At 59.5% G+C, this 26,994-nt stretch carries 24 protein-coding genes and 1 pseudogene; 10 read left to right on the top strand and 15 right to left on the bottom strand.

The genetic code is table 11. The annotated features are described in order from the left end of the window. Window positions 1-187, top strand: a pseudogene (locus AACU78_RS19130) (hypothetical protein); the annotation flags it as partial. Between the two features lie 393 nt (window positions 188-580). On the opposite strand, the gene AACU78_RS19125 reads toward AACU78_RS19130, so the two are convergent. Beyond that, a complete protein-coding gene (locus AACU78_RS19125) occupies window positions 581-2,902 on the bottom strand; it encodes a TonB-dependent receptor (RefSeq protein ID WP_106577277.1) in 2,322 nt (773 codons plus the stop codon). Window positions 2,903-3,023: 121 nt separating this feature from the next. Here AACU78_RS19125 and AACU78_RS19120 point away from each other — a divergent pair, with 121 nt between their 5' ends. After that, the gene (locus tag AACU78_RS19120; protein WP_106577276.1) at window positions 3,024-3,749 is read left to right on the top strand and encodes a tetratricopeptide repeat protein; all 726 of its coding nucleotides are present in this window, start codon (window positions 3,024-3,026) and stop codon (window positions 3,747-3,749) included. 47 nt (window positions 3,750-3,796) lie between these two features. On the opposite strand, the gene glpD is transcribed toward AACU78_RS19120, so the two are convergent. The 4 genes from glpD to AACU78_RS19100 all read right to left on the bottom strand — a co-directional run bounded on the left by glpD (window position 3,797) and on the right by AACU78_RS19100 (window position 8,872). Beyond that, window positions 3,797-5,335 carry a glycerol-3-phosphate dehydrogenase gene (gene glpD, locus AACU78_RS19115; protein ID WP_106577275.1) on the bottom strand — a complete coding sequence of 513 codons (1,539 nt, stop codon included), beginning with the start codon at window positions 5,333-5,335 and terminating at the stop codon, window positions 3,797-3,799. A 245-nt stretch (window positions 5,336-5,580) separates the two neighbouring features. Then, window positions 5,581-6,336 carry a DeoR/GlpR family transcriptional regulator gene (locus AACU78_RS19110; protein ID WP_010212755.1) on the bottom strand — a complete coding sequence of 252 codons (756 nt, stop codon included), beginning with the start codon at window positions 6,334-6,336 and terminating at the stop codon, window positions 5,581-5,583. Window positions 6,337-6,431: 95 nt separating this feature from the next. Then, window positions 6,432-7,937 carry a glycerol kinase GlpK gene (glpK, locus tag AACU78_RS19105; RefSeq protein WP_106577274.1) on the bottom strand — a complete coding sequence of 502 codons (1,506 nt, stop codon included), beginning with the start codon at window positions 7,935-7,937 and terminating at the stop codon, window positions 6,432-6,434. Window positions 7,938-8,017: 80 nt separating this feature from the next. Beyond that, complete coding sequence (locus AACU78_RS19100) at window positions 8,018-8,872, bottom strand: MIP/aquaporin family protein (protein WP_106577273.1); 855 nt, start codon at window positions 8,870-8,872, stop codon at window positions 8,018-8,020. A gap of 327 nt (window positions 8,873-9,199) precedes the next feature. On the opposite strand from AACU78_RS19100, the gene ybaK reads away from it, so the two are divergent. After that, the gene (ybaK, locus tag AACU78_RS19095) at window positions 9,200-9,670 is read left to right on the top strand and encodes a Cys-tRNA(Pro) deacylase (RefSeq protein ID WP_106577272.1); all 471 of its coding nucleotides are present in this window, start codon (window positions 9,200-9,202) and stop codon (window positions 9,668-9,670) included. 149 nt (window positions 9,671-9,819) lie between these two features. Here ybaK and AACU78_RS19090 read toward each other — a convergent pair whose 3' ends face one another. Further along, the gene (locus tag AACU78_RS19090; protein WP_106577271.1) at window positions 9,820-10,929 is read right to left on the bottom strand and encodes an ABC transporter ATP-binding protein; all 1,110 of its coding nucleotides are present in this window, start codon (window positions 10,927-10,929) and stop codon (window positions 9,820-9,822) included. Next, entirely contained in the window at window positions 10,926-11,846 is a 921-nt protein-coding gene (argF, locus tag AACU78_RS19085) for an ornithine carbamoyltransferase (RefSeq protein ID WP_069786197.1), read from the bottom strand. The genes AACU78_RS19090 and argF overlap by 4 nt, the downstream gene beginning before the upstream one ends. 423 nt (window positions 11,847-12,269) lie before the next feature. On the opposite strand from argF, the gene AACU78_RS19080 reads away from it, so the two are divergent. Both AACU78_RS19080 and grxD read left to right on the top strand, forming a co-directional pair. After that, window positions 12,270-14,378 carry a molybdopterin oxidoreductase family protein gene (locus AACU78_RS19080; protein ID WP_106577270.1) on the top strand — a complete coding sequence of 703 codons (2,109 nt, stop codon included), beginning with the start codon at window positions 12,270-12,272 and terminating at the stop codon, window positions 14,376-14,378. Window positions 14,379-14,464: 86 nt separating this feature from the next. Next, window positions 14,465-14,803, top strand: a complete 339-nt coding sequence (gene grxD / locus AACU78_RS19075) for a Grx4 family monothiol glutaredoxin (protein ID WP_106577269.1) — start codon at window positions 14,465-14,467, stop codon at window positions 14,801-14,803. A gap of 102 nt (window positions 14,804-14,905) precedes the next feature. Here grxD and bfr read toward each other — a convergent pair whose 3' ends face one another. Both bfr and AACU78_RS19065 read right to left on the bottom strand, forming a co-directional pair. Further along, window positions 14,906-15,376 carry a bacterioferritin gene (gene bfr, locus AACU78_RS19070; protein WP_106577268.1) on the bottom strand — a complete coding sequence of 157 codons (471 nt, stop codon included), beginning with the start codon at window positions 15,374-15,376 and terminating at the stop codon, window positions 14,906-14,908. 200 nt (window positions 15,377-15,576) lie between these two features. Further along, window positions 15,577-15,795 carry a bacterioferritin-associated ferredoxin gene (locus AACU78_RS19065; RefSeq protein ID WP_078047118.1) on the bottom strand — a complete coding sequence of 73 codons (219 nt, stop codon included), beginning with the start codon at window positions 15,793-15,795 and terminating at the stop codon, window positions 15,577-15,579. A gap of 241 nt (window positions 15,796-16,036) precedes the next feature. Here AACU78_RS19065 and AACU78_RS19060 point away from each other — a divergent pair, with 241 nt between their 5' ends. Then, entirely contained in the window at window positions 16,037-16,639 is a 603-nt protein-coding gene (locus tag AACU78_RS19060) for a peroxiredoxin (protein WP_057724790.1), read from the top strand. Between the two features lie 319 nt (window positions 16,640-16,958). Here the strand turns inward: AACU78_RS19060 and rnt are convergent, their stop codons facing one another. Further along, window positions 16,959-17,630, bottom strand: coding sequence for a ribonuclease T (gene rnt / locus AACU78_RS19055; RefSeq protein ID WP_017137041.1), 672 nt, complete (start codon window positions 17,628-17,630; stop codon window positions 16,959-16,961). Then, a complete protein-coding gene (gene pyrC, locus AACU78_RS19050) occupies window positions 17,627-18,673 on the bottom strand; it encodes a dihydroorotase (protein WP_106577267.1) in 1,047 nt (348 codons plus the stop codon). The genes rnt and pyrC overlap by 4 nt, the downstream gene beginning before the upstream one ends. Before the next feature lie 156 nt (window positions 18,674-18,829). Between pyrC and AACU78_RS19045 the strand changes: the two genes are divergently transcribed. The 4 genes from AACU78_RS19045 (at window position 18,830) to AACU78_RS19030 (ending at window position 22,349) form a co-directional block, all read left to right on the top strand. Continuing rightward, on the top strand, window positions 18,830-19,738 hold the full coding sequence (locus AACU78_RS19045; RefSeq protein ID WP_106577266.1) for a flagellar protein MotY: 909 nt from the start codon (window positions 18,830-18,832) through the stop codon (window positions 19,736-19,738). 129 nt (window positions 19,739-19,867) lie between these two features. Continuing rightward, the gene (locus AACU78_RS19040; protein ID WP_017738284.1) at window positions 19,868-21,085 is read left to right on the top strand and encodes an argininosuccinate synthase; all 1,218 of its coding nucleotides are present in this window, start codon (window positions 19,868-19,870) and stop codon (window positions 21,083-21,085) included. A 285-nt stretch (window positions 21,086-21,370) separates the two neighbouring features. Beyond that, window positions 21,371-21,724, top strand: a complete 354-nt coding sequence (locus AACU78_RS19035; protein ID WP_339382666.1) for a hypothetical protein — start codon at window positions 21,371-21,373, stop codon at window positions 21,722-21,724. Next, window positions 21,717-22,349: a response regulator transcription factor gene (locus AACU78_RS19030; RefSeq protein WP_106577265.1), complete on the top strand. Its 633-nt coding sequence runs from the start codon at window positions 21,717-21,719 to the stop codon at window positions 22,347-22,349. Before AACU78_RS19035 ends, AACU78_RS19030 begins: the two co-directional genes overlap by 8 nt. 69 nt (window positions 22,350-22,418) lie before the next feature. Here the strand turns inward: AACU78_RS19030 and AACU78_RS19025 are convergent, their stop codons facing one another. The 4 genes from AACU78_RS19025 to metG all read right to left on the bottom strand — a co-directional run bounded on the left by AACU78_RS19025 (window position 22,419) and on the right by metG (window position 26,901). Further along, window positions 22,419-22,601 (bottom strand): PA3496 family putative envelope integrity protein, encoded by a 183-nt coding sequence (locus AACU78_RS19025; RefSeq protein WP_106577264.1) that lies wholly within the window; start codon window positions 22,599-22,601, stop codon window positions 22,419-22,421. Between the two features lie 107 nt (window positions 22,602-22,708). Next, entirely contained in the window at window positions 22,709-23,347 is a 639-nt protein-coding gene (gene nth / locus AACU78_RS19020) for an endonuclease III (protein WP_106577263.1), read from the bottom strand. 98 nt (window positions 23,348-23,445) lie between these two features. Then, window positions 23,446-24,609, bottom strand: coding sequence for an electron transport complex subunit RsxB (rsxB, locus tag AACU78_RS19015; protein WP_106577262.1), 1,164 nt, complete (start codon window positions 24,607-24,609; stop codon window positions 23,446-23,448). Window positions 24,610-24,849: 240 nt separating this feature from the next. Next, window positions 24,850-26,901, bottom strand: a complete 2,052-nt coding sequence (gene metG, locus AACU78_RS19010; protein WP_106577261.1) for a methionine--tRNA ligase — start codon at window positions 26,899-26,901, stop codon at window positions 24,850-24,852. Window positions 26,902-26,994: the final 93 nt, after the last annotated feature.

Raw genomic sequence — 26,994 nt, 5'->3', positions numbered from 1 at the left:
CATGAGCTGGCTGACCCACCGCCTTCGCGAGCAAGCCCGCTCCCACAAGTTGACCGAGTTCAGCCTCCAGCACCGCTCTGCTTGGCTTTTCTGTGGGAGCTGGCTTGCCTGCGATGCGGACACCTCGGTGTATCAGGCACAACCAGTTGATGCCATCGCAGGCAAGCCAGCTCCCACATTTGATTGAGTTCAGCTTCCAACATCAGGTCGGCTGTCAGGCCGCCTCGCTTGCGCTTTTGATCTAACCACTCAGGTCGGCTACTAGGCCGCCGTGCTGTAGATCTTGATCTTGATCTTGATCTTAGGCGCCCCGTTAAACCACGCTGGCCGAGCGCAGGCTTGAATCCGTGGGTAACCCGGCAGGACGCCGGGTTAGCCGTGTTGGGCCAGGGATGGCCCGTCACGGCGGCCCACGGATTCAAGCCTTCGTTCGGGCACACCGAGCCCAAGCGAGGTGCCGAGTGGTCGGGCAAGAGCCCTTTGGTTACTTTGGGGCTTTTCCAAAGTGACCCGCCGTAAGGGCGGAACCAAAAGCAGCCATCACCCAAGCACCGGATATGCCCCCCAAAACACCCCACAATCAGAACGTATAGTCAGCCGAAACAACCGCCGCACGCCCATCACCCGGCACCGCCCAACCGTTGTTACGGATGCGCGTCAGGTATTCCTTGTCGAACAGATTGTTAACGTTCACCTGCAGGTTCAACTGTTTGTTGACCTTGTAGCCGAGCATCGCGCGCTGCACGGCGTAGCCTGGCGCAGTCGGTGCCCCGGCGGCGCTGACCAGGTACTGCTTGGATTGCGCCGTGATGCCGTAGCCCACCTGAAAGTCGTAGGGCAGGTCGTACACCGTCCAAAGGCTGGCCGCATGTTTCGGCGTAAACGGCAGCGGCTCGCCTTTCTGCGCGTCGAAGCCGGTGGTGGCCAGGGTGAAGTCGCTGGCGCTGCGCAACACGCGGGTATCCAGGTAGGTGTAGTTGGCGAAGACTTTCCACTTATCCGTGATCGCACCGCTCAGGCCGAGTGCCACGCCGTCTGCGCGTGCTTTGCCGTCGAGCGATTGCGTGCCGCTCAGGTTGGTCGGGTCGGGATCGGCGACTTTGTAGTTGGTGCGGTCATTGCGAAAGATCGCGCCGGTGACCGACAAGGCATTGTCGAGGAAGTCCCATTTGGTGCCGATCTCATAGCTGACGGCGGTTTCCGGGGCAACGTTGCAGTTGTTGGTGGGCGCGCTGGACGTTTTCGCCGGGGTAAAGCAGCCACCATTGACGCTGGCTTGCGACGGCGTCTTGCTGTTGCCGTAGGCGATATAGAAACTGCCGTTTTCCACCGGTTTGTACACCAGCGCCAGGCGATAGGACGTCAGGTCATCCGCTTGGCCGTAGCGAACGCCGGGCGTTTCCACGCCAGTGCTGGAGTAGGCATTGGTGACAGAACTGCCGGCATTGTGCTCGTAACGCAAACCGCCGTTGATTTCCCATTGCGGATTAAGTTTGAGCGTGTCGAAGGCGTAGGCGGCGCGGTTGTTCAGCGCACCGTCAACGTGGGCTGCGCGGGTGAAGTTGACGGGGCCGGTCCAGTCCGAGTTGGGGTCGCTGAAGCTGACCGGCGGTGGAACGATCGTGCTGCCGTTGCTGTTGGTCAGCCATTTTCCGGTATCCGCCTCGTATTCCTCGCGGCTGATGGCGATGCCGGTCACCAGTGTGTGGTCGATGAAGCCCGTGCTGAAGTGACTGGTTACGTCAGTCTGGTTGGTGAACATTTTGTTCTGGGTGTTGCGCTCGTTGCCCAGCGAACCGCCGCTTGGCTGGAAATAGCCAGGCTTGAGGCCGGTGGCGCAGGGCGCGCCCGTTATCTGGGTGCCGCTGGCGAGGCAGCCGGCCTGGGCACCTTCGGGGCCGGAGGCGCGCAAATCCTGGCGCACTCGCTCGACGCGGGTGAAGTTGCGCACTGACACGGCGTCGTTGAAGTCGTGTTCGAGTTTCAGGCTGAACGCGTCCGAGGTGATTTGCTGGTCATTGATGTTGTGGTAACCGTAATAGTCGCTCCAACCCACACCCGGCATTGGCTTGCCGTTGTAGATGGGGATGCCGTACTGCGGCGTGTTGTCATCTTTCTGGTGTTCATAACTGACGGTAACGCGGGTCGGCGTGCCCAGGCCAAAGGCGATGGAGGGCGCAATGCCCCAGCGCGAGTAATCTTCATAATCGCGGCCCGGCACATCGTTACCATGCGCCATCAGGTTGAGCCGGAACGCCGTGGTGTCGTTGAGTTGCTGATTGGTATCCAGCGTGGTGCGCTTGTAGTTATCGGTGCCGATGCCGGCGCTGATCGTAGTTTTGTCGCGTAATTCCGGCTGCTTGGACACCAGGTTGATGGTGCCGCCGACCGCGCCGGAACCTGAGTACACCGAACTCGCGCCGCTGACGACTTCGACCTGTTCCAGGTTGAACGGGTCGGTGCGGCTGTACTGCGCGCTGTCGCGCACGCCGTCGACGTAGATGTCGCCGCTGGCCGAGAAACCGCGCAGGTTGATGCTGTCGCCGTAACCGCTGCCGCCTTCGCCGGCGCCGAAGGTAATGCCTGGCACGGTGCTGAGCACGTCGCGCAGGGTCAGCAGGTTTTGATCGTGAATGACTTCCTTGGGCACCACGGTAATCGTCTGCGGTGTATCACGCAGCGCCTCGGTGTACTTGGGGGAGGAAGGCGCTACGGGGTTGTAAACGCTCTGGCTTGGGGCCTGACCTTCGATACTGGTCGCGCCGAGCTGAATTACCCCTGTGCCGTCATCTGCAGTCTCCGCTGCATAGCTGAATCCTCCTTGCGCAGCCACTGCCAAACCCACCGCCGACGCGAGCAAATGCCGCGATGAATGGGGGGCAGAACTGATCCCGGTAGCCATTGAATAGTCTCGTGTTGTTGGAATTGAGAGGTGATCGTAATTGATAAGCGATCTCAAATGTAATAGTTTGTAACAGGATGATTCATGAAATTTTTGTCAGCTTGAGAGAGTGCAGACGAGCATGCAGAGCGCGCGGCCAGGCAATGAATCGGGTGAAATCGGTGATAACCCGCGCGCGTATGCGCGATGGGTGATGCACGCTGCGCAATTGGGTGATGCCGATGCGCAGGCGACCTTGGGTCAGTTGTTGCTGGAGGGTCGGGGCATACAAAAGGACGAAGCGTTGGCGCTGAGCTGGTTTCGCATCAGCGCACGTCAGGACCACCCGATGGCGATCAACATGATCGGGCGCTGCCTTGAAAACGGCTGGGGTTGCGAAATCGACCTGCCGGACGCCGCCGAGCATTACCGCAAAGCGGGCGACCTTGGGCTGGATTGGGGGCTGTATAACTACGGCCAGTTGCTGACGCGCGGTCGCGGTGTCGAGCGCGACCTTGTCGCCGCGTATGTGTTGTTCGAGCAGGCGGCGGCCAAAGGGCATGCCAAATCGATGAACCTGCTGGGGCGGTTCCACCATGAAGGCGTCGTGGTGCCCAAGGATGTGCAACTGGCGCGGCAGTGGTATCAGCGCTCAGCCGAGGCGGGCGATTTTCGCGGGCAATACAACCACGCTGCCGAGCTGGTCGAAACCGGCGATGAGTCGCAGGCCTGCCTGTGGCTGGAGCGCGCGCTGGCAACGGCAACACCCGGGTTTTTGCAGGCGGCTTATCCGGTGTTGCTGGGCTCCGCCCTCAGCGGCATTCGTGACATGGGCCTGCGGTATCAGCGCCAGGCGCAGCAGGCATAAAAAAAGCCCCTGGCCTTTCGGCACAGGGGCTTTTGACAACGGCTTGATCAGGCCGCTTCGATCTTCGCGCGGTTCTGCTCGACCTTGGACAGGTAACGCTGCACGTTGGCCTGTTCCTCTGGGGTGGTGAACAGCCCAAGTTTGGTACGGCGCCACAACACGTCCTGCGGTTGCGTTGCCCATTCTTCGGCGCACAGGTAATCGACTTCGCGGGTGTACAGGCCGCCACCCAGGTGATCGCCCAGGTCAGCCAGCGACTGCACACCTTCGAGCAAGCGCCAGGTGCGGCTGCCGTAGGTGGTGGACCAACGACGCGCGATCTCGGCCGGGACCCAGTTGAACTTGGCGCGAATGGCCTCGGCCAGCGCTTCTGGCGTGGTCATGTTCTCGCCGCCCGGCAGGCTGGCTGTGGCCGTCCAGCTTGGACGCATCTGGGTGAAGAACGGCGCCAGCTGCGCCATCGCCGACTCGGCGAGTTTGCGGTAGGTGGTCAGCTTGCCGCCGAACACCGACAGGATTGGCGCCTCGCCAGTGCCGCCAGACAGCGACAGGGTGTAATCGCGGGTAATGGCCGACGGGTTGTCCGACTCGTCGTTGCACAACGGGCGCACACCGGAGTAGGTGTGGACGATGTCGTCGCGGCTCAACTGCTTCTTGAAGTGGGCATTCACCACTTTAAGCATGTAGTCGGTTTCACCTTCGGTGATCGCTACTTTCGCCGGGTCGCCGGTGTATTCGCGGTCGGTGGTGCCGATGATGGTCAGGTGGTTCAGGTACGGAATGGTGAAGACAATGCGCTGGTCTTCGTTCTGCAGGATGTGTGCGTGGGCACCCTCATACAGTTTCGGCACGATCAGGTGGCTGCCCTGGATCAAGCGGATGCCGTAAGGCGAATCCAGCTTCAGGTCTTCCTTGATGAACTTGGCGACCCATGGGCCGGCGGCGTTCACGAGGGCGCGGGCGCGGATCGAGAACAGGCTGCCATCGGCGCGTTCCATGTTCATTTCCCACATGCCGTTGTTGCGATGCGCGCTGATGCAACGGGTCTGGGTGTGGATATGCGCGCCTTTTTCGCGAGCGGCCATGGCGTTCAACACCACCAGGCGGGCGTCATCGACCCAGCAGTCGGAGTATTCGAAGCCTTTGGTGATTTCGCTTTTCAGCGGGCTGTCAGGGCCGAACTTGAGGCTCTTGGAACCGGCGAGTTTTTCACGCTTGCCCAAGTGGTCATACAGGAACAGGCCAGCACGAATCATCCACGCCGGGCGCAGATGCGGGCGGTGTGGCAACACAAAACGCATTTGCTTGACGATATGCGGGGCCTTGGCCAGCAGCACTTCACGTTCGGCCAGGGCTTCGCGCACCAGGCGGAATTCGTAATGTTCGAGGTAACGCAGGCCACCGTGGATCAGCTTGCTGCTGGCCGAGGATGTGTGGCTTGCCAAGTCGTCTTTTTCGCAAAGGAATACCGACAAACCGCGACCGGCTGCGTCTGCTGCGATGCCGACGCCGTTGATCCCGCCACCAATTACGGCAACGTCATAGACTTCGGCAAGCGGTGGAGCAGGCAAGGTGGAAGGGTTCATCGGCTAGCCTCGCGATCTTTTCGTCTTGGAATTCGAACATTAATGTTCATTTGCGAAAATGGTAGCTGATAAATGCGCGCACAGCCAGCCGACTTCGATTGAAAAAACTCATCGAAGGGGGGCAAAGGGAAAATTTGTGAACATTAGGGTGGCAGATAGATCGCCATCGGGGGCAAGCCCCCTCCCACAGATTGATCGCATTCCAGTGTGGGAGGGGCTTGCCCTCGATAGCTCCAGTAACGGCGCTAAACGACTTCCAGCCGAACCTTGTGCTGGTTCAACAACTGCACCAGAGCGGGCACCGGCTGCTGATCGGTCACCAAGCAGTCCACCAGGCTGATCGGCCCCAAACGAATCATGGCATTGCGCCCGAATTTGCTTGAGTCGGCCGCCAGGATCACCTGGCGCGCATTGGCAATGATCGCCTGGGAAACCCGTACTTCCTGGTAATCGAAGTCGAGCAGGCTGCCGTCTTCGTCAATACCGCTGATGCCCACCAGGGCGAAGTCGACCTTGAACTGGTTGATGAAATCGACGCTCGCCTGACCGACCACACCACCGTCGCGGCGCACATTGCCGCCGGTCAACAGTACGTCGAAGTCGTCCTTGGCACTGAGCATGGTGGCGACGTTGAGGTTGTTGGTGATGATTTTCAGGTGATTGTGATTGAGCAGCGCGCGCGCGATCGATTCGGTGGTGGTGCCGATATTGATGAACAGCGAGGCATGATCAGGAATTTGTGCGGCAATGGCTTCGCCGATGCGTTGTTTCTCATCGCGCATCTGGTCGGCACGCATGGCGTACGCGGTGTTCTCGACACTGGAGTCATAGGCTGCGCCGCCGTGGTAGCGGCGCAGCAGATTGGCGTCCGCCAGCTGATTGATATCGCGGCGGATGGTTTGCGGGGTGACAACAAATAGCTGCGCCATCTCCTCGATACTGACATAGCCGCGTTCGCGGACCAGTTCGAGGATTTGTTGCTGGCGGGGAGGCAGATTCATGGGGCGTCCTTTGGGCTGCCATACAAAAGTGGCCCATGATGACGCAGCACGCCGCTCCCCGCCAGTTACAACCCTATGTGGGTCCGGCGCTTGGCTTATTCAGCGCCTTCGTGCGGTTCCCAATCGCGGGTACGGCTTACCGCCTTCTGCCAGCCGGCGTAGAGTTTTTCTTTGGCGGCTTCGTCCAGCGTGGGTTCGAATTCACGCTCGATCACGGCCTTGCCGCGCAGCTCGTCCAGGCTGCCCCAGAAACCACAGGCCAGGCCGGCCAGGTAAGCGGCGCCCAGTGCGGTGGTCTCGCGCATTTGCGGGCGCTCGACCCGAGTGCCGAGGATATCGGCCTGGAACTGCATCAAGAAGTTGTTGGCGACTGCGCCGCCGTCCACACGCAGGGCTTTGAGGCGTTCGCCGGAGTCCTGTTGCATGGCGTCCAATACGTCGCGGGTCTGGTAGGCAATCGACTCCAGGGCTGCACGAATGATGTGATCAACCCGTACGCCACGGGTCAGGCCGAACAGCGCGCCACGCGCATACGGGTCCCAGTAAGGCGCGCCCAGGCCGGTGAAGGCCGGGACCAGGTATACGCCGTTGCTGTCTTTGACCTTGCCGGCGAAGTATTCGGTGTCGGTCGCATCGGCAATGATCTTCAGCTCGTCACGCAGCCACTGTACGGTGGAACCACCGTTGAATACCGCGCCTTCCAGGGCGTAGGCCACTTCGCCGCGGGGGCCGCAAGCGATGGTGGTGAGCATGCCGTGTTGGGATTTGACGGCCTTGTCGCCGGTGTTCATCAGCAGGAAGCAGCCGGTGCCGTAAGTGTTCTTGGCCTGACCCGCTTCTACGCACATCTGGCCGAACAGGGCCGCTTGCTGGTCACCGGCGATGCCGCCGATGGCGATACCGCTTTTGGTACGGCCGTAGATTTCCGAAGACGATTTGACTTGCGGCAGCATTTCGCGCGGCACGTCGAGAATCTCCAGCATCTTCGCATCCCACTCCAGGGTGTGGATGTTGAAGAGCATGGTGCGCGAGGCGTTGGTGTAATCGGTAACGTGGGTTTTGCCGCCGGTAAATTTCCAGATCAGCCAGCTGTCGATGGTGCCGAACAGCAGCTCGCCGTTGCGCGCACGCTCACGGCTGCCTTCGACGTTGTCGAGGATCCACTTGAGCTTGGTGCCGGAGAAGTACGGGTCGGTGACCAGGCCGGTGGTGTCATTGATGTACTGCTCGTGACCATCACGCTTGAGCTGCTGGCAGATCTCGGTGCTGCGTCGGCATTGCCAGACGATCGCGTTGTAGATCGGCCGGCCAGTGATCTTGTCCCAGACCACGGTGGTTTCACGCTGGTTGGTGATACCGATGGCGGCGACTTGGTCATGGTGCAGGCCGGCTTGTGCCAGGGCCTCGACCATCACCGCGCTTTGGGTGGCGAAGATTTCCATCGGGTCATGCTCGACCCAGCCGGCTTGCGGGTAATGCTGAGTGAATTCGCGCTGGGCGGTGCAGACCACGTTGGCGTCACGGTCAAAGATGATCGCCCGCGAACTGGTGGTGCCCTGATCAAGGGCAATGATGTAGTTCTTATTCTGAATGTCGGTCATGTCGATTGCCTTGGACGGAAAATAAGAGAGTAAGGAATCAGCCTGGGCCGCAAAGGGGCAGAGGGACCAGGCTGGCGCTATCAGGAAATACGCGTCTTGCCGTTGACAGCCGTGTCAGGTGTTTCATCTATAGCAGGTGCGGCGCTCGGCAGATGACGGGCAATCAGCCCGCGATAGGCCGCAGCACCGAGGCAGGCGCCGACAATCGGCGCGAAAATCGGAATCAGGAAGTAAGGAATATCGCGGCCGCCGGTAAAGGCCATTTCACCCCAGCCGGCGAAAAAGGTCATCAGCTTGGGCCCGAAATCCCGCGCCGGGTTCATCGCAAAGCCCGTCAATGGGCCCATGGCACTGCCAATCACCGCGATCAAAAGGCCGATCAGCAGCGGGGCCAACGGGCCGCGTGGCAGGCCGTTGTTGTCGTCGGTAAGGGCCATGATCACGCCCATCAGGATGGCGGTGATGACCATTTCCACCAGAAACGCCTGGGCTGTGCTCAGCAGGGCATGCGGGTAGGTGGAGAACACCGACGCCAGCTCCAGGCTGGCCTGGGAGCCGCGGACCATGTGGTGGGTTTGTTCGTAATCGAAAAAGAGATTGCTGTACAGCGTGTACACCAGCGCGGCGGAGCAAAAGGCGCCGGCGACCTGGGCGAGGATATAGAAGGGCAGTTTGCGTTTTTCGAAATCGGCAAAAATGCACAGGGCGATGCTCACCGCCGGATTGAGGTGAGCCCCGGAAATACCGGCGCTCAGGTAGATCGCCATGCTGACGCCGATCCCCCAGATGATACTGATTTCCCACAACCCAAAGCTGGCACCCGCGACCTTGAGCGCAGCGACACATCCTGTACCGAAGAAGATCAGAAGCGCAGTCCCCAGGAATTCGGCCATGCATTGGCTCGAAAGTGAAGGCTGTTGAAGAGCAGTTGTCATGGCAAACCTCAATTGTTGTTCTTGTTTGGCGCGCGGCCTCAACGGGCTGTTGCGCGATTTTCACCGTGGCGAGGATCCCCATCCAGGACATGGCTTATTGCTGGAGTACCGCAGGTGCTATTCCTACAGTATTCGGAAACGAAAAAATATAGACAAGAATGACGGCTGTCAAAGGTCGAAAGTGAACCATCGGTCATTTTCGAACTATTGGTCTGGTGAATGATCACGCTTACGCCGATTGGTACGTCTCGCGGGAGTGGCGCACTAGAGCGTTTTGCTTACGCTTGGCCTAGAATTGGCCCTCTGTTTGCCATGCCCGGAGTAGCCATGACCCCCGCACTGGACCTGTTGAAAAAAGTTCGTGCCGAACATCACATCCACAGTTACGAACATGACCCCAAGGCAGCCTCCTATGGGCTGGAGGCTGCGGAAAAGTTGGGGCTTGACCCCGCACAGGTATTCAAGACCTTGCTGGCCAGCAGTGAGAAAGGGGAATTGTTGGTGGCAGTGGTGCCGGTCGTCGGAAGTCTGGATTTAAAGGCGCTCGCCCATGCGGCCGGGGTGAAAAAGGTCGAAATGGCCGACCCAGCAGCGGCGCAACGCTCCACCGGTTACTTGTTGGGCGGCATCAGCCCATTGGGACAGAAGAAGCGTTTGCGCACATTTATCGACGTGACGGCGCAGCCGTTTGCAACGATTTTTGTCAGTGCCGGGAGGCGGGGATTGGAAGTTGAACTGCCAGCGACGGTGCTGGCCGAGCACACTCAGGCCACGTTTGCGCCGATTGGCCGGGCCTGAATTTCACTGTTGAAGAGCATGACATCCACTGGGGGAGCCGGGCTTGCCCGCGATGCAAGCGCCTCGGTCTTTCAGTCAGACCGAGGTGATGATATCGCAGGCAAGCCAGCTTCCACACAAGCCAGCTTCCACCTGTTGAGTCGGTTTCGTCAGTTAACGGGGCTGTGACGCCTTACCCCGGACTCGGACTGCGGAATCTGCGCCGCAACGCTGCCCGATGCCTGAAACAACACCAGATGCTCAGCCGCCACTCGAATCCCCACATCCGCGCCGACCTGGTGATCTGCATGGCTGGGGAAAATCGACTCCAGCTGTGCACCCGTCGGCAATTGCAGACGGTACAAGGTTGAAGCGCCAAGGAACGTTTTGCCGACAATCCGCGCTTTCAACGCGCTGTCCGGTGCATAAACGATGTCATCCGGGCGCAGCAACACATCCACCGCGCCGCCGGTGGGCCAGGTGTAGGCACGGTTACCGCGCAGGTCGCCGAGTTCGGTGCTGACCGATTCCGGCGAACTCAACTGGCCACGGATGAAATAACCCTGGCCGATAAAGCTCGCGACATACGGCGTCTGCGGTTCGTGGTAGAGGTTGTAGGGCGTGTCCCACTGCTCCAGGCGGCCTTCCTTGAACACGCCGACCTGATCGCTCACGGCGAAGGCTTCTTCCTGATCATGGGTGACCAGAATCGCGCTGGTGCCGCGCGCCTTGAGAATGTCGCGCACCTCGTGGCTGAGCTTGCGCCGCAGTTCGCCGTCGAGGTTGGAGAACGGCTCATCGAGCAGCAAGAGTTGCGGCTCCGGCGCCAGGGCGCGGGCGAGGGCAACGCGTTGTTGCTGGCCGCCGGAAAGTTCGTGGGGAAATCGCTTGCCCAGGTTCTTCAGGTTGACCAACTCGAGCAACTCAGCGACCACGCGGTCTTTTTGTGGGTGCTTGCGAATGCCGAAGGCGATGTTGTCGGCCACGCTCAAGTGCGGGAACAGCGCGTAGTCCTGAAACACCATGCCGATCCGGCGTTTCTCCGGCGCGAGGGTGAAGCCTGCACTGGAGATCACGTCGCCGGCCAGGCTGATTTCACCTTCATGCACCGGTTCAAACCCGGCGATCGCGCGCAAGGTCGTGGTTTTGCCGCAACCCGAAGAGCCCAGCAGGCAGCCGATGTCGCCCGCGTTGAGGTGCAGGTTGAGGTTCTGCACCACGCGTTGGTCTTGATAGCCGCATGCCAGATTGCGCAGGTTCAGCAGTAATGGCTGGCTCATGCGTGGTGGTACGACGGCGGGACAAGGAACTCAAGCAACGCTTTCTGGGCGTGCAAGCGGTTTTCGGCCTGGTCCCACGCGACCGAACGCTCATCGTCGAGCAGGTCAAGGCTGATTTCTTCGCCACGGTGCGCGGGCAGGCAATGCATGAACAGCACGTCCGGCGCGGCCAGGTCGAGCAGGGCGCGGGTTACTTGGAACGGTGCGAACAGGGCCAGGCGCTTGGCGGTTTCTTCTTCCTGGCCCATGGAGGTCCAGACGTCGGTGCTTACCAGGTGCGCGCCGATCACCGCGTCACGCGGGTCACGCACGACGGTGACACGGTCACCGGCTTGAGCCAGGAAACGTGCATCCGGCTCATAGCCTTCCGGGCAGGCAACGCGCAGTTGGAAGTCGAACTGGATCGCCGCTTCTATATAGCTGTTGCACATGTTGTTGCCGTCGCCAATCCAGGCCACGGTCTTGCCCTGGATCGAACCCCGATGCTCAAGGAAGGTTTGCATGTCGGCCAGCAACTGGCAGGGGTGCAGGTCATCGGACAGGCCGTTGATCACCGGCACCCGGGAGTTGGCGGAAAATTCAGTCACGGTGCTGTGTGCGAAGGTACGGATCATTACCGCATCGAGCATGCGCGACATCACGCGGGCGGCGTCGGCAATCGGTTCGCCGCGGCCCAGTTGGGTATCGCGCGAGGACAGGAAGATGGCTTGGCCACCCAGCTGGATCATGCCGGCTTCGAACGACACACGGGTGCGTGTCGACGACTTCTCGAAAATCATCCCGAGCACACGGTTTTTCAAAGGCTCGAACAGTACGCCGCGGTTACGCAGGTCTTTAAGCTCAATGCCTCGACGGATCACGCTGACCAGCTCTTCGGGCGTGCAATCCATCAGGGAGAGAAAGTGCCTTGCGCTCATCATTAACTACCTTTTTGCAACAGACCGCAGATACTCAAAGCCTTGTTTATTGTGACAACGGGCGAGACCTGCGGCGAAAGCCGCACGGGGCGACGAAATAGGGGAAGGCGCGATCTTATAATTAAATGTCGCGTCTTACCAATAGGGCTACGGTTTTTAAGGGTGTTCAAGAAGGGCGCTGAAGCGCTTTTGAAGACTGATTCCTGACAGCAGCGGGCCATTTGTACACTGGCGCTGAGACCTTTTGCAATGCGTGGGGGCGGGCGCAGGCCAGGCTGCGTCGGTTTCGGCGGCTCTTCGCAAGGTTTTGAAACATTTGCTCATGGTCTGGCCTGATGCCTCTCGATTCACGGGGCGAACCTTACTGGTACGCGCTCAGGTGACGGGCCATAGTTGGGTCAAAGCCCAATAAAGAGACTGGCCATGACCAAGACTCTCCACCACCGTGCCTGCCATCTGTGTGAAGCCATCTGCGGCCTGACCCTGGAAACCACCCGGGCCGACGACGGCAGCCTGGCGATCACCTCAATCAAGGGTGACGCGCTGGACACCTTCAGCCGTGGGCACATCTGCCCCAAAGCGGTGGCATTGCAGGACATCCAGAACGACCCGGACCGCCTGCACCAGCCCATGTTGCGCGTGGGCAGCGAATGGCAGCCGATCCCATGGGACGAGGCATTCACGCTGGTCGCTGAGCGCCTGGCGGGTATCCAGGCCCGGCATGGGCAGAATGCTGTGGCGGTGTACCAGGGCAACCCCAGCGTGCACAACTATGGGCTGATGACTCACAGCAACTACTTCCTTGGCCAGCTCAAGACGCGCAATCGGTTTTCCGCGACCTCGGTGGACCAGCTGCCTCATCACCTCACCAGTCATCTCATGTACGGCCACGGCCTGCTGCTGCCGATTCCGGATATCGATCACACCGATTTCATGCTGATCCTGGGCGGCAACCCGCTGGCGTCCAACGGCAGCATCATGACCGTGCCTGACGTAGAGAAGCGCCTCAAGGCCATTCAGGCGCGGGGCGGCAGCGTGGTGGTGGTTGATCCACGACGCAGCGAGACGGCGGCGATCGCCGATCAGCATCTGTTTGTGCGGCCCGGGGGCGATGCGGCGTTGTTGTTCGGGTTGCTCAACACCTTGTTTAGCGAGAACCTCACGCGTGAAAGCCATTTGCCGGTCGACGGTCTTGAAGACGTGCGCCGCGCGATTGCCGGGTTTACCGCTGAAGCCATGAGCCGCCAATGTGCAGTGCCTGCCGAACAGATCCGCCAGCTGGCGCGGGAATTTGCCGCAGCGGACAAGGCGGTGTGTTACGGGCGCATGGGCGTGTCCACCCAAGCCTTCGGTACGCTGTGCCATTGGTTGGTGCAATTGATCAATCTGGTGACCGGCAATCTGGACCGTGTCGGCGGCGCCTTGTGCACCTCGCCGGCCGTGGACTTGGTGGCGTCAACCGGTGGCGGGCATTTCAATCGCTGGCAGAGTCGCGTGTCCGGGCGCCCGGAATATGGCGGTGAATTGCCGGTGTCCGCCTTGGCGGAGGAAATGCTCACCGAAGGCGAAGGCCAGATCCGCGCCCTGGTGACCGTGGCCGGCAACCCGGTGTTGTCGACGCCAAACGGTCGCCAGTTGGAGCAGGCGCTGGACGGGCTTGAGTTCATGGTCAGCATCGACCTCTATATCAACGAGACCACGCGTTACGCTGACCTCATCCTGCCGTCCACCTCGGCGCTGGAAAACGATCACTACGACACCACGTTCAATATGTTCGCCGTGCGCAACGTCACTCGGTTCAACCGCGCGATCCTGCCCAAGCCCGCAGGCGCGCTGCACGACTGGGAAATTTTTGTCGGCCTGGCCAAGGCCTTCGCGGCGCAGACAGGCGTGGCGCTCAAACCGACCATGGCGCCGGCGCAGATGATTGACTTCGGTTTGCGTGCCGGGGCTTACGGTGACGCATCCGATCACAAGTTGTCGGTGGCGATGCTTGCCGACCATCCGCACGGCGTGGATTTGGGGCCGCTCAAGCCCAATCTCGTCGCGCGCTTGAAGACCGCCAACGGCCGGGTGCAGGCAGCGCCGGCGGTGATCCTTGCTGACTTGGCGCGGTTCTCAGCACACCCCGGGCCGGTGTTGGATGAACTCCTGTTGATCGGCCGTCGTCATGTGCGCAGCAATAACTCGTGGATGCATAACTATCATCGTCTGGTGAAGGGCAAGCCTCGGCACCAGCTGCATATGCACCCTGATGACCTGGCCAGTCGACAATTGAGCGATGGTCAGCGGGTACGCGTCAGTTCGCGCATCGGCATGATCGAAGTGGAAGTAGTGGCCAGCCTGGACATGATGCCCGGCGTGGTCAGCCTGCCCCATGGCTGGGGGCATGGACGCCCAGGCGTACAGATGAGCATTGCCAGCGGGCAGCCGGGGGCGAGTGCGAATGACTTGACCGACGAGCGGCAGTTGGACGAGTTATCCGGCAATGCTGCGCTCAACGGTGTGCCGGTGCAGGTAGCGGCTGCCTGAGGCGCCCGACCACCGGGCTGGAATTTTGCGTTACAATGCGCCACCGTGCCGACCTGTGAGTCGCAAAGTTCCAGCCGAGGTGTTCCATGGATATCATCGAAACGATCAAAGAGCAGATTGCCAACAACACCATTCTGCTTTACATGAAGGGCGCGCCAAACGCTCCTCAGTGCGGTTTCTCCGCGAAGGCTTCCCAAGCCATCATGCAGTGCGGCGAGAAATTCGCCTACGTGGATATCCTGCAAAACCCTGAAATCCGCGCCAACCTGCCGAAGTACGCCAACTGGCCAACGTTCCCGCAGCTGTGGGTCGCCGGTGAGCTGGTCGGCGGCAGTGACATCATCACTGAAATGGCTGCGGATGGTTCGCTGCAAGCGCTGATCAAAGAAGCAGCGGCAAACGCCGCCGCCAAGACCGACGCGTAACGCTGAAGGCGCCGGCTAGCCGGCGCCTTCAGTGCATCAGTCAATAAAAAGCCCCGCTTCTCGAAAGAGAGCGGGGCTTTTTTATGGCCTGTTGACTACGGGTTATTCACCCATCTGCGATTGCAGGTAGTTTTCCAGGCTGACTTTGTCGATCAGGCCTAGTTGGGTTTCCAGCCAGTCGATGTGTTCTTCCTGGTCTTCCAGAATGTCTTCGAGCAGTTCACGGCTGCCGAAATCGCCCTTGGTTTCGCAGTGCGCAATCGCGGCCTTGAGGTCGCTGTGGCTCTTCTGTTCGAACTTCAGGTCGCTGATGATCATTTCCTGGGTGTGCTCGCCGATGTTCAGCTTGCCCAGGTCCTGCACGTTCGGCAGGCCTTCCAGGAACAGGATGCGCTTGATCAACGCGTCCGCGTCTTTCATGGCCTTGATGGATTCTTTGTATTCGCGCTTGCCGAGCTTTTCCAGGCCCCAATCGTCATACATGCGCGCATGCAGGAAGTACTGATTGATCGCGACCAGTTCATTGGCAAGGATTTTATTGAGTTGCTGGATGACTGAGATGTCGCCTTTCATGACTGGGGTCCTGCCCTGTATTAGCTGTATATAAGGCGGAGTTTGAGCGGCGAAATCCCTAGTGTCAAACCTAAGTTATTGAATAATAAATGAAAATTAATCGGAATAAGAATGTTTGTGTTCCGCGTCTTGACGCTAACTAATTGAATTGCGGGCATAAAAAAACCGGACACTAAGTCCGGTTCTTCAAAACACGCTATTTAAGCGTGTGTAAATTCTGCTGAGTAGGGGAGTGCTGACTGAGCGGTTTGCAGCTGCGTCAGGGTTTCCCGTACCACTTGCTTGGCGAGGCAAGCACATTTACCGCACTGGCTGGCAACGCCGGTGGTTTCACGTACTTCCTTGTAGCTGCAGCAACCTTCGTAGATTGCTTCGCGGATTTGTCCGTCGGTGACGCCAGTGCAGAGGCAGACATACATAAGGGAGAACCATCGCGGGTTAAGGCTTAAGTGCGATGGATCTTAATGTTAACGAGAATGATTGTCAAAGTAGATTCGTAGGGTATTGCCCGGCACTGCCCGTGCGCTGACGAACGGTTTTTTCAGTGTATGATGGTCGGTCTTCACGAAGCGTGACCGCGTCACAGGGCTGTCGCTTATTCGCGTCAGACTGGGCCGGTCCTTTTACTTCAATCGTCACCCCTGCATCAGGAGATAACCAATGAGCGTACTCGTCGGCAAACAAGCCCCGGATTTCGACGTACCTGCCGTCCTCGGCAATGGCGAAATCGTAGACAGCTTCAAACTGTCTGAAGCCATCAAAGGCAAATACGGCCTGGTGTTCTTCTACCCGCTGGACTTCACCTTCGTCTGCCCGTCGGAGCTGATCGCTCTGGACCACCGCATGGACGATTTCAAGGCGCGCAACGTTGAAGTGGTAGCCGTTTCCATCGACTCCCATTTCACTCACAACGCCTGGCGCAACACCGCCATCAATGATGGCGGCATCGGCAAAGTCAAATACACCATGGCTGCCGACATGAAGCACGACATCGCCAAGGCCTACGACGTTGAGTCCGAAGGTGGCGTGGCTTTCCGTGGCGCGTTCCTGATCGACGACAAGGGCGTTGTGCGCTCGCAGATCATCAACGACCTGCCGCTGGGCCGTAACATGGAAGAGCTGATCCGTCTGGTCGACGCGCTGCAATTCCACGAAGAGCACGGCGAAGTTTGCCCTGCCAACTGGAAAAAAGGCGACAAAGGCATGACCGCTTCCACCGAAGGTGTTGCGGCTTACCTGACCGAGAACGCTGGCAAGCTGTAAGCCACGTTCGAAGCAAAAAAACCGGCCTGCGAAGGCCGGTTTTTTTATGCGTGGGAAATGACCTTGTGGCGACTGGTGTTCAGCGGCTGGCGGGTCGTGGTGGCAAATGGCTTGTTGTGGCGAGTGAGTAGGTTGTGGCGAGCGGGCTTGCACCGCGTTGGGCTGCGAAGCAGCCCCAATTAGACCGCCACGATTTACCTGGCAGACCGCGTTGTTTGGTTCTGGGGCCGCTGCGCGGCCCAACGCGGGGCAAGCCCGCTCACCACAACAAGCCCGCGCCACAACAAGCCCGTTCGCCACAACAGCGCTCGGGCAGGCCTCAGTCGTTGAAGTCTTCCCAGCCGCCCATCTGCTTCCAGCGGTTGACGATGCCGCAGAACAACTCGGCCGTCTTCTCGGTGTCGTAGCGAGCCGAGTGGGCCTCACGCCCGTCAAAGTCGATACCGGCCGCCTGACAGGCTTTCGCCAGCACGGTCTGGCCATACGCCAGGCCCGCGAGGGTAGCAGTGTCGAAGCTGGAGAACGGGTGAAACGGGTTGCGCTTCATGTCCAACCGCGTCACGGCGGCATTCAGGAAGCCCAGGTCGAAGCTGCTGTTGTGGCCGACCAGGATCGCGCGTTTGCAACCATTGGCCTTCAACGCCTTGCGCACGCCACGGAAGATATCGGTCAGCGCCGCTTCTTCACTCACCGCCATGCGCAGCGGGTGGTCGAGCTTGATGCCGGTGAATTCCAAAGCGGCTGCTTCGATGTTCGCGCCCTCGAACGGCTCGACACGAAAGAAGTGGGTGTGCTCGGGAAACACAAAACCCTGCTCGTCCATGCCGATGGTGGTCGCGGCAATTTCCAGCAAGGCGTCGGTGGCGCAGTTGAAGCCACCGGTTTCTACATCGATGACCACCGGCAGATAGCCGCGAAACCGCTCGGCCATCGGGTGACGGGAACCGCCGCCACTGTGCTCGTGTTCGTCATCGTAATGGTCTTCACTCACTTGCTTTCCTCCAGCAGGCGCCAGCGCAGTGTTTCACCGGCGCGCAGCGGGATAACAGTCAGCTCGCCAAACGGCAGGCTGGCAGGGGCGGTCCAGTCTTCACGAACCAGGGTAATGCGGTCGGTATTCGCCGGCAGGCCGTAGAAACGCGGGCCGTTGAGGCTGGCGAAGCCTTCGAGCTTGTCCAGGGCATTGCGCTGTTCAAACGCTTCGGCGTACAGCTCGATCGCCGCATAAGCGGTGTAGCAGCCGGCACAGCCACACGCGGCTTCCTTGGCGTGTTGAGCGTGCGGCGCGGAGTCGGTGCCGAGGAAGAACTTCGGGCTGCCGCTGGTGGCGGCGTCCAGCAAGGCCACTTGGTGAGTGTTGCGCTTGAGGATCGGCAGGCAATAGAAGTGCGGCCGAATCCCGCCCACCAACATGTGGTTGCGGTTGTAGAGCAGGTGATGCGCGGTGATGGTCGCACCGACATTGGCCGAAGCCTCGGTCACAAACTGCACGGCGTCGGCCGTGGTGATGTGTTCGAACACTACCTTGAGCGTCGGGAACAACTCGACCACGCGGCGCATATGCTCGTCGATGAAGACCTTCTCGCGATCGAACACATCGACATCGCCACGCGTGACTTCACCGTGAATCAGCAGCGGCATACCGACTTCAGCCATGGCTTCGATGGCCGGCAGGATCTTGTCGATACTGGTCACGCCGGAATCGGAGTTGGTGGTCGCGCCCGCCGGGTACAGCTTGGCGGCGTGCACGAAGCCGGTGGCCTTGGCCTGGCGAATCTCGTCAGGCTGGGTGCGGTCAGTGAGGTAAAGCACCATCAGCGGTTCGAAGCGGCTGCCGGCCGGCCGTGCAGCGAGGATGCGCTGGCGATAGGCGTCGGCTTCAGCGGCATTACGCACCGGAGGTACCAGGTTGGGCATGATGATGGCGCGGCCAAATGTGCGCGCTACATCGGCCACGGTTTGGGGTAACGCAGCACCATCGCGAAGATGAATATGCCAGTCGTCGGGACGCAGCAGGGTCAGGCGGTCGGACATTGGGGATTCCAGGCGGGTCAATCTGGTGGGAATGCTACCGGAAAAGACTCTTGCAGGCACTCGCTATCAAGTTTTGCAGGACGCTACCGATATCCCTGGGTATGCCTTAACGACGTATGACGCTTTGAAGTGTTGTAGAAACCAGTGGAGCCTCCCGTGCGCCAGCATTATCTAGCCCTGCTCAGTGTGTTCGCCAGCCTGCCTGCGATGGCCCTCACGTTCCAGACACGTCTGGAGAATATTGAGTGGAAGGTGGAAGGCGACCAGTTCGAATGCCGCTTGACCCAACCGATCACCGATTTCGGCTCGGGTGAGTTCGTGCGCCGGGCCGGTGAGCAGGCGACGTTTCGTCTGAAAGCCTACAACGGCGCGCTGGGTGCTGGCTCGGCGACCTTGTTGGCCGCCGCTGCGCCCTGGCAGCCGGGCCGCGGGGACATCAACCTTGGCGCCGTGCGTGCCGGCAGTGGCGAGGTGTTGTTCAACAGCTCCCAAGCTCAGGCCGGGCGGCTGTTCACCGGTTTGCTGGAAGGACGTAGCCCGACCGTGCGGCATTACGGGCGCGAAGGCGGCTACTCGGAAATTCGACTGTTGCCGGTCAAGTTCAACAAGGCCTACAACGACTACCAATTGTGCACCACCAAGCTGTTGCCGATGAATTACGACCAGGTCAAACAGACCGAAGTCGGCTTTCCCGGTGGCGGCATTGAACTGGACGCGGCCGCGAAGAAGAAGCTGGACGTGATTGTGGCATTCATGAAAGCCGATCCTACCGTCAACCATGTCGAGTTGAACGGCCATTCGGACAACAGCGGAAATCGCCTGACCAACCGTGATGTCTCGCGCCGCCGGGCGTTGGCGGTCACGGACTACTTAAAGGCCAATGGCATCCCGGAATCGCAGATTTCCATGCGGTTTTACGGCGAGAGCTACCCACTGGCGCCCAACACCAATGCCGCCAACCGGGCGCGCAATCGCCGCGTGAATATCCAGCTGGAACGCGTGGCAGCCCCCGAGAAACCGGCGCCGCAGGCCACTGCACCGAGCAACCCGGCACACACGTCTTAAGGTGCGACCCTCGGTCGCCCGCTCGACATAATCTGTCGCTTTATCTTCATTTGCTGTCGCGCCTCTGTAAATTCACGGTTTTGGTCGGTAGAATCGACGCCTTTCCGTACAACCCCGTGGAGTGATGGCATGGCCGACGTAAACAAGGTCGTTCTCGCGTATTCCGGCGGCCTGGACACTTCGGTGATCCTCAAGTGGCTGCAGGATACTTATAACTGTGAAGTGGTGACCTTCACCGCTGACCTGGGTCAGGGCGAAGAGGTCGAACCTGCACGTGCCAAGGCGCAAGCCATGGGCGTGAAAGAGATCTACATTGACGACCTGCGCGAAGAATTCGTCCGCGATTTCGTCTTCCCGATGTTTCGCGCCAACACCGTCTACGAAGGCGAGTACCTGCTGGGTACTTCCATCGCACGTCCGCTGATCGCCAAACGCCTGATCGAAATTGCCAACGAAACCGGCGCCGACGCCATTTCCCATGGCGCGACCGGCAAGGGCAACGATCAGGTGCGCTTCGAACTGGGCGCCTACGCGCTCAAACCAGGCGTGAAAGTGATTGCTCCGTGGCGTGAGTGGGACCTTTTGTCCCGTGAAAAGCTGATGGATTACGCTGAAAAGCACGCGATCCCGATCGAGCGTCACGGCAAGAAGAAGTCCCCGTACTCGATGGACGCCAACCTGCTGCACATCTCCTATGAAGGCGGCGTGCTGGAAGACACCTGGACCGAGCACGAAGAAGACATGTGGAAATGGACCGTCTCCCCGGAGAACGCTCCTGACAAGCCACAATACCTGGAACTGACCTACCGCAACGGCGACATCGTCGCGCTGGACGGCGTCGAAATGACCCCGGCCACCGTGCTGGCGACCCTGAACCGTATCGGTGGCGAACACGGTATCGGCCGTCTCGACATCGTCGAGAACCGTTACGTGGGCATGAAGTCCCGTGGTTGCTACGAAACCCCAGGCGGCACCATCATGCTGCGCGCTCACCGCGCCATCGAGTCCATCACTCTGGACCGTGAAGTGGCTCACCTCAAAGACGAGCTGATGCCCAAGTACGCCAGCCTGATCTATACCGGCTACTGGTGGAGCCCTGAGCGTCTGATGCTGCAACAGATGATCGACGCCTCCCAGGCCCACGTGAACGGCGTTGTGCGCCTGAAGCTGTACAAGGGCAACGTGATCGTCACCGGCCGCAAGTCCGATGAATCGCTGTTCGACGCCAACATTGCTACCTTCGAAGAAGACGGCGGCGCCTACAACCAGGCGGATGCTGCGGGCTTCATCAAGTTGAACGCACTGCGCATGCGCATTGCTGCCAACAAGGGTCGCAAGCTGTTCTGAGTGATCTGCGTTGTTAGAAATGGCCCCTGTTAAGGGGCCATTTTTTTTGCCTGCCGATTAAGTCGCGGGGCTTGAACCGAACACAATGTTTAAAAACTCAGGAGAATGTTTAAGTTTTTGTCGGCCAGGAAAGTTGATGGGTTTATTTTTCAGTTTGAATTCACGTTTTGCGTTGTTGAACGAATTTTTAACACCTGGCTAGGAACTATGTCTTACAGAAAATTCACTACACAAGTAAGAAAGGTATGTAAGGCATGGAAAGTTCTGTAGGAAGCAGGGGTGTAAATGAATATGTTCAAAGGAACTAATGCAGGCGGTTTTTTTGCGTCTGCTCATTCGCTTGTGGGTGATGAGCAATGGGTATCTCCTGAAAGTCCTGTGCGGCACCTTTACCCTGAACCCCTTGCGCGGCGGTTATTTCACTCAAAACATGTCAGCCCCCGGAAAGTTCTGAAAGGCGCCATAAAGCCCAAACTGTCCGAGTTAATGTTTTTTTGTAGGTTAATTCCTATATCGCTGTGGGGTGGGTCTCTGCTTGCTGTTGCTTGGGGGGTAATGCTATGCCAACTAGGAAACGACTACGCTATTGTGCTTGCTCTAAATAATTCGAACAGCGAAATTGGACTTTCTCATGAATAAAGTGCTGATCGTGGATGATCATCCCGTCATTCGTCTTGCTGTGCGCATGCTAATGGAGCGTCATGGTTATGAAGTCGTTGCCGAGACTGATAACGGTGTCGATGCGTTGCAACTTGCACGGGAACATGTACCGGACATTGTCATACTGGATATCGGGATTCCCAAACTCGATGGGCTGGAAGTTATTTGCCGCCTGGCGTCTGCCAAGCAGCCCGCGCCTTTCAAGGTGTTGGTGCTGACGTCCCAGGCGCCCGGGCATTTTTCGATGCGCTGCATGCAGGCGGGAGCGGCGGGCTACGTGTGCAAACAGCAGGATTTGACCGAATTGCTGAGCGCGATAAAGGCCGTGCTCTCCGGCTACAGCTATTTCCCCAACCAGGCGCTCAATTCCGTGCGTTCAACCATGGGCAACGCCAGCGAGGCGGACATGGTCGAGCGCTTGTCGGGGCGCGAAATGATGGTGCTGCAGCAGTTGGCCCGTGGCAAAACCAACAAGGAAATCGCCGACGGCATGTTCCTGAGCAACAAGACCGTCAGTACCTACAAGACTCGCCTGTTGCTCAAGCTCAATGCCCGGTCCCTTGTGGACCTGATCGAGCTGGCTCAACGCAACGGCCTGGTCTAGAGCGGGGCGCAGAAATAGTCGGCAAAAAAAAGCCTCCATCAGGGAGGCTTCCGGTCGTGAACGGGCTGATCAGAGGTCGAAATCGTAATCGGCCAGTTGTTTTTGCAAGCGTCGCTCTTCCAGAAGGTTATCGATAGTGCGGCGTTTGCTCAAATTGGTCTTGGCCACCTCTGCAACAGGTGCGTCCCCATCGTCATCCGACTCTGCAACGAGGTCGTCTTCTACATCCAGTTGTTCTTTGCCAGTGCTCATAAGGTTCACTCCAGGCTAAGACTGCCATTGGCGCTCCTTATAACGATAATCCATGAACGGGTAAAAAAGATTTTTTCAATCGACTGATCGAGAAAACCAATGATTGCTCAATCGTCGGACGTCTTGTCCTTGTATTCGCACAGGTCTTCGATCCGGCAGCTGCCGCAGCGAGGCTTGCGGGCCTGGCAAACGTAACGTCCATGAAGGATCAACCAATGGTGGGAATCGAGAAGATAGGGCTTGGGCACGAACTTCATCAGCTGTTTTTCCACCTCAACGACGTTTTTGCCGCGAGCGATGCCGGTTCGGTTGCTGACACGAAAAATATGCGTGTCCACTGCCATGGTCAGTTGCCGAAACGCAGTGTTGAGCACCACATTGGCCGTCTTGCGCCCCACACCCGGCAGCGCTTCAAGGGCTTCGCGAGTTTGGGGCACTTCGCTGCCATGCAGTTCGACGAGCAGGCGGCAGGTCTCGATGACATTCTTGGCCTTGCTGTTGTACAAACCGATGGTCTTGATGTACTCCGACAACCCGTCCACACCCAGTGCGTAAATAGCCTCTGGCGTATTGGCCACCGGGTACAGCTTGGCGGTGGCCTTGTTGACGCCAACGTCCGTGGATTGGGCCGACAGAATCACCGCAATCAGCAACTCGAATGGCGACGAGTAGGCCAGTTCGGTTTTGGGCTCCGGATTGTCTTCGTGAAACCTGCGGAAAATTTCCAGGCGTTTTGCGGCGTTCATGGGGCGGGTATTTCCTTGCAGGCTGTCGTCGTAGTTTCAAAAGTGCAGGCGTTGCAGGATAAACCATCACCACTCTGCCCGGCAGCGACTGTCGCGGATCAATCGCCGGTGTGCGCGTCCACTTGGCGCTGCGCTTGCTCGAGCGTGTGTTGTGCGGCTTTGAGCTCATCTGCGGTGGTTTGCGGCTGGCGTAGCAACTTGCTGACGTCCGCGCGCGCGTACGCCAAGGCGGTTTTCAGCTGGCGCAGCTGAGTGTCGATGGGGCGTTTTTCCACACGCTGCAACTCAGGTCTTGGCTGCTCACTGACAGCCTCGGCGTCATGCAGGGTTCGCTCTGCGGTGGCCAGCGCGGCACTCAAGGTTGCCAATTGCTGCTCGTCAGCATTGCGGTCCTGGGCCTTCTTCAATTCGGCGCGGCGCATCGCCAGCTGGATTTTCGCGCGCTTGAGTTCAGGGTCTTTGGCGGTCGGCGGTGGAGGCGGACTGTTCGCCTCCAGTGCGCTGAGCGCCTGCTCTGCCGCTTCGAACTGCTGCTGCAGGACGATCAGCTGCGACTGTTGCTCAAACGTCGGCGGATGACCGAATGCCTTCAAGGATTTGTGCAACTGGGCACGACTCATTGCCACGGTGATTTTGGCTTTCTTGACCGCTGCATCCTGGGCTGCCTGAGCACTGTCGGTGTGCACAGACACACTGGGTGTCGGGCGTTTGGCTCGCGCCAGGCGCTCGGCGAGTTTATGTGCATCTTCGCGTTGCAGCCGCGCGTTGCGTTGCTCATAGCGCCGCCGCGCCCGGTCGCGCTTGAGGGCACGCGCATGGCGCTGCTGATCATTGGCAGCCAGGCCGCCGACAATCGGCAGCACGCTCGTCGCTGGGCGCATCTCAATGCAATCGACAGGGCAGGGCGCCACACACAGGTCGCAACCGGTGCACTCATCAATGATCACGGTGTGCATCAACTTGGCGGCGCCGACAATCGCATCCACCGGGCAAGCCTGGATGCATTTGGTGCAGCCGATGCACTCGGCCTCGCGAATATAGGCGACCTGAGCGGGAGCCTCGCCTCGGCTGGTGTCCAGTTCCAGCACCGGCACGCGCAGCAACTGCGCAAGGCCCGCAATGGTTTCCTGCCCACCGGGCGGGCACTTGTTGATCGCCTCGCCCTGAGCAATGCCCTCGGCGTAAGGCTTGCAGCCCGGGTGCCCGCATTTGCCGCATTGGGTCTGCGGCAGCAGCGCGTCGATACGTTGGATCAGAGTCATGGGGTGATCATTGGCATGCCGGTTAGACAAACAGGGCCTGTAGGGGTGAGCCCGGGCGGCTTTTCTATGGCGAGCCGGGCTGTTGTGGCGAGCGGGCTTGCCCCGCGTTGGGCTGCGAAGCGGCCCCACCAAGGCCACCGGGTTTCCAAAGGTAGAACCGGGTGTTTGGTTCAGGGGCCGCTACGCGCCCCAACGCGGGGCAAGCCCGCTCGCCACAACAAGGCTGCTTGCCACATCGTTTTACTTGATCCGTTGACCCGGTTTGGCACCGCTATCAGGGCTCAACAGGTAGATCTCTTCACCGCCAGGGCCCGCCGCCATCACCATGCCTTCGGAAATACCGAACTTCATTTTCCGTGGCTTGAGGTTGGCAATCATCATGGTCAGACGACCATCGAGCTTGGACGGGTCCGGGTAAGCGCTCTTGATTCCGGAGAATACGTTGCGTCGCTCATCACCGATGTCCAGCGTCAGGCGCAACAGCTTGTCGGCACCTTCCACAGCTTCGGCCTTGATGATCAGCGCAACGCGCAGGTCAACGGCGGCAAAAGCGTCGAAGTCGATTTCCGGGGAGAGCGGGTCTTTGGCCAACTCGCCGTTGCCGGCCGGTGCCGATTCGCCGGTGTCGGTCTGGCTGGCGACCAGGTCTTCTTTCGAAGCATCGGTCATCGCCTGCACCTTGACGGGGTCGATACGGGTCATCAGCGGCTTGAACTCGTTCAATTGATGATTGCTGAGCAAGGTAGCGTGGTCATTCCAGGTCAGCGGCGCGACGTTGAGGAACGCCTCGGCGTCGGCGGCCAGCAATGGCAACACCGGCTTGAGGAAGATCACCAGCTGGCGGAACAGGTTGACGCCCGTGGCGCAGATCGCCTGGACTTCAGCTTGCTTGCCTTCCTGCTTGTTCAGCGACCACGGCGCCTTGTCGGCGATCCAGGCGTTGGCACGGTCGGCCAGGCCCATGATTTCGCGCATGGCGCGGGCGAAGTCGCGCGCTTCATAGGCGTCGGCAATGCTTGGCGCGGCGGCCAGGAAGGCCTCGGTCAGTTCCGGTGCGGCGTTCTCGGCCACCAACAAACCGCCATTACCCTTGTGGATAAACCCGGCGCAACGGCTGGCGATGTTGACGACTTTGCCCACCAGGTCCGAGTTGACCTTCTGTACGAAGTCTCCCAGGTTCAGGTCGAGGTCGTCGACGCCACGGCCCAGCTTGGAGGCGTAGTAGTAGCGCAGGTATTCCGGCGACAGATGGTCCAGGTAGGTGCGCGCCTTGATAAAGGTGCCACGGGACTTGGACATTTTCTGGCCGTTGACCGTCAGGTAGCCGTGCACGGCGATGCCGGTTGGCTTGCGGTAGCCCGACCCTTCAAGCATCGCCGGCCAGAACAGGGCGTGGAAGTTGACGATGTCCTTGCCGATGAAGTGGTACAGCTCGGCGGTGGAATCCTTGGCCCAGAACGCATCGAAGTCCAGCTCCGGCGTGCGGTCGCACAGGTTCTTGAAGCTGGCCATGTAACCGATCGGCGCGTCCAGCCACACATAGAAGTACTTGCCTGGCTCGTCCGGGATTTCGAAACCGAAGTACGGCGCATCGCGGGAGATGTCCCACTGTTGCAGGCCGGCATCCAGCCATTCGGCGATCTTGTTGGCCACGGCGTCTTGCAGGGTGCCGCTGCGCGTCCAGGTTTGCAGCATCTGCTGGAAGTCCGGGAGCTTGAAGAAGAAGTGCTGGGAATCCTTGAGCACCGGAATGGCGCCAGAGATGGCCGAGCGCGGGTTCTTCAGGTCAGTCGGTGCATAAGTGGCACCGCACTTCTCGCAGTTGTCGCCGTACTGGTCTTCAGTGCCGCATTTCGGGCAGGTGCCCTTGATGAAGCGGTCGGCCAGGAACATTTTCTTTTCCGGGTCGAAATATTGCGTGATCGAACGCGTGGCAATGTGCCCGGCGTCGCGCAAGCGCGTGTAGATCAGGCTCGACAGCTCGCGGTTTTCGTCGGAGTGGGTCGAGTGGAAATTGTCGAAATCAACCAGGAACTCGGCAAAGTCGGCGCTGTGTTCAGCCTGCACATTGGCGATCAGTTGTTCCGGGGTGATCCCTTCCTTTTCGGCGCGCAACATGATGGCCGATCCGTGGGCGTCGTCTGCGCAGACATAAATGCATTGATTGCCGCGATGCTTCTGGAAGCGCACCCACATATCGGTCTGGATGTACTCAAGCATATGGCCAAGATGGATAGAACCATTGGCATAGGGCAGGGCGCTGGTGACGAGGATCTTGCGTGGCTCGGACATGGGGCTCGGCTACTTGATGAAACGGAGGTCGGCCACTATAAAGCGCCGGGAAATATATTTCACCCCGTGGCGCTGTTTCTGAATCCTCCCGGG

The sequence above is a fragment of the Pseudomonas sp. R9.37 genome (assembly GCF_963878885.1).
GTDB lineage: Bacteria > Pseudomonadota > Gammaproteobacteria > Pseudomonadales > Pseudomonadaceae > Aquipseudomonas.
The sequence above is the reverse complement of the archived record's forward strand: the minus strand, read 5'-3'. Positions and strand labels throughout refer to the sequence as shown.